The 3,232-nt window shown below is 52.6% G+C and carries 2 rRNA genes; both read left to right on the top strand.

Going from position 1 to position 3,232, the window contains the following annotated elements:
• Positions 1–117: 117 nt before the first annotated feature.
• Positions 118–2,996, top strand: a 23S ribosomal RNA gene (locus AAHM38_RS25245).
• A gap of 117 nt (positions 2,997–3,113) precedes the next feature.
• A 5S ribosomal RNA gene (gene rrf / locus AAHM38_RS25240) occupies positions 3,114–3,226 on the top strand.
• Positions 3,227–3,232 lie beyond the last annotated feature (6 nt).

Raw genomic sequence — 3,232 nt, 5'->3', positions numbered from 1 at the left:
AAACGCGACACTGGGTTGTGATTGTATCAACCAGTATTACCAGAGCAATCGATGAGATTGTCTTGGAATACGGCACAACGCGAGAACTCAGCCTATAGCGAGACATACTCGTTATAGGGTCAAGCGAATAAGTGCATGTGGTGGATGCCTTGGCGATTACAGGCGATGAAGGACGTAGTAGCCTGCGAAAAGCTGCGGGGAGCTGGCAAACGAGCTTTGATCCGCAGATATCCGAATGGGGAAACCCGGCCCGTATGGGTCATCTGTTACTGAATACATAGGTAACAGAAGCGAACGCAGTGAACTGAAACATCTAAGTAGCTGCAGGAACAGAAATCAACCGAGATTCCCAAAGTAGTGGCGAGCGAAATGGGATCAGCCTTGTACTCTTTAGCAGTATTGTTAGCAAAGCGGAATGGAAAGTCCGGCCATAGTGGGTGATAGCCCCGTATGCGAAAACAGTATTGTGGAACTAGGTGTACGACAAGTAGGGCGGGACACGTGAAATCCTGTCTGAAGATGGGGGGACCATCCTCCAAGGCTAAATACTCGTAATCGACCGATAGTGAACCAGTACCGTGAGGGAAAGGCGAAAAGAACCCCGGGAGGGGAGTGAAATAGATCCTGAAACCGCATGCATACAAACAGTCGGAGCCTGGAAACGGGTGACGGCGTACCTTTTGTATAATGGGTCAGCGACTTACATTCAGTGGCAAGCTTAACCGATTAGGGAAGGCGTAGCGAAAGCGAGTCCGAATAGGGCGTTCAGTCGCTGGGTGTAGACCCGAAACCAAGTGATCTATCCATGGCCAGGTTGAAGGTGCGGTAACACGTACTGGAGGACCGAACCCACTAACGTTGAAAAGTTAGGGGATGAGCTGTGGATAGGGGTGAAAGGCTAAACAAACTTGGAAATAGCTGGTTCTCTCCGAAAACTATTTAGGTAGTGCCTCGTGTCTCACCTTCGGGGGTAGAGCACTGTCATGGTTGGGGGGTCTATTGCTGATTACCCCGCCATAGCAAACTCCGAATACCGAAGAGTGCAATCACGGGAGACAGACATCGGGTGCTAACGTCCGGTGTCAAGAGGGAAACAACCCAGACCGCCAGCTAAGGTCCCTAAATATTGCTAAGTGGGAAACGAAGTGGGAAGGCTAAAACAGTCAGGAGGTTGGCTTAGAAGCAGCCACCCTTTAAAGAAAGCGTAATAGCTCACTGATCGAGTCGTCCTGCGCGGAAGATGTAACGGGGCTAAGCAATATACCGAAGCTGCGGATGCACGTAAGTGCATGGTAGGAGAGCGTTCTGTAAGCCTGTGAAGGTGTCTTGTAAAGGATGCTGGAGGTATCAGAAGTGCGAATGCTGACATGAGTAGCGATAAAGGGGGTGAAAGGCCCCCTCGCCGTAAGCCCAAGGTTTCCTACGCAACGTTCATCGGCGTAGGGTGAGTCGGCCCCTAAGGCGAGGCAGAGATGCGTAGCTGATGGGAAGCAGGTTAATATTCCTGCACCGTCGTATGATGCGATGGGGGGACGGATCGCGGAAGGTTGTCCGGGTGTTGGATGTCCCGGTCCCTGCATTGGAGATGGCACTTAGGCAAATCCGGGTGCGTGATTCAAGGGTGTGGGGCGAGCGACTTTAGGTCGCGAAGCAATTGGAAGTGGTTCCAAGAAAAGCCTCTAAGCTTCAGTCATACGAGACCGTACCGCAAACCGACACAGGTGGGCGAGATGAGTATTCTAAGGCGCTTGAGAGAACTCGGGAGAAGGAACTCGGCAAATTGGTACCGTAACTTCGGGATAAGGTACGCCCTTGTAGTTTGACTGGCTCGCGCCAGAAGGACGAAGGGGTTGCAATAAAATGGTGGCTGCGACTGTTTAATAAAAACACAGCACTCTGCAAACACGAAAGTGGACGTATAGGGTGTGACGCCTGCCCGGTGCCGGAAGATTAAATGATGGGGTGCAAGCTCTTGATTGAAGTCCCGGTAAACGGCGGCCGTAACTATAACGGTCCTAAGGTAGCGAAATTCCTTGTCGGGTAAGTTCCGACCTGCACGAATGGCGTAACGATGGCCACACTGTCTCCTCCCGAGACTCAGCGAAGTTGAAGTGTTTGTGATGATGCAATCTCCCCGCGGCTAGACGGAAAGACCCCATGAACCTTTACTGTAGCTTTGCATTGGACTTTGAACCGATCTGTGTAGGATAGGTGGGAGGCTTTGAAACCGGGACGCTAGTTTCGGTGGAGCCGTCCTTGAAATACCACCCTGGTTTGTTTGAGGTTCTAACCTTGGCCCGTGAATCCGGGTCGGGGACAGTGCATGGTAGGCAGTTTGACTGGGGCGGTCTCCTCCCAAAGTGTAACGGAGGAGTTCGAAGGTACGCTTGGTACGGTCGGACATCGTACCTAAAGTGCAATGGCAAAAGCGTGCTTAACTGCGAGACCGACAAGTCGAGCAGGTGCGAAAGCAGGACATAGTGATCCGGTGGTTCTGTATGGAAGGGCCATCGCTCAACGGATAAAAGGTACTCTGGGGATAACAGGCTGATACCGCCCAAGAGTTCATATCGACGGCGGTGTTTGGCACCTCGATGTCGGCTCATCTCATCCTGGGGCTGTAGCCGGTCCCAAGGGTATGGCTGTTCGCCATTTAAAGAGGTACGTGAGCTGGGTTTAAAACGTCGTGAGACAGTTTGGTCCCTATCTGCCGTGGGCGTTGGAATCTTGACGGGGGCTGCTCCTAGTACGAGAGGACCGGAGTGGACGTACCGCTGGTGTACCTGTTGTCTCGCCAGAGGCATCGCAGGGTAGCTATGTACGGAAGAGATAACCGCTGAAAGCATCTAAGCGGGAAACTTGCCTGAAGATGAGGATTCCCTGGAGACTTGATCTCCCTGAAGGGTCGTTCGAGACCAGGACGTTGATAGGCTGGGTGTGGAAGCGCAGTAATGCGTTCAGCTAACCAGTACTAATTGCCCGTGCGGCTTGATCCTATAACCGGTATGTTTCCGGCTGGGTCCGCCTTGTGCCTGATACACATCACTCACAACCCCAAATCTACATTCCCATATTGGTCGCGTTGACCCCGTCAACGTGGCAACAAGTCATAGCCTGGTGACCATAGCGAGTCGGTACCACCCCTTCCCATCCCGAACAGGACCGTGAAACGACTCCGCGCCGATGATAGTGCGGATTCCCGTGTGAAAGTAGGTCATCGCCAGGCTCTCCC

The sequence above is a fragment of the Ralstonia sp. OTU4908 genome (assembly GCF_038440115.1).
GTDB classification, from domain to species: domain Bacteria; phylum Pseudomonadota; class Gammaproteobacteria; order Burkholderiales; family Burkholderiaceae; genus Ralstonia; species Ralstonia pickettii.
Note: the sequence above shows the minus strand (reverse complement) of the source record. Positions and strands in the feature narration are given on the sequence as shown.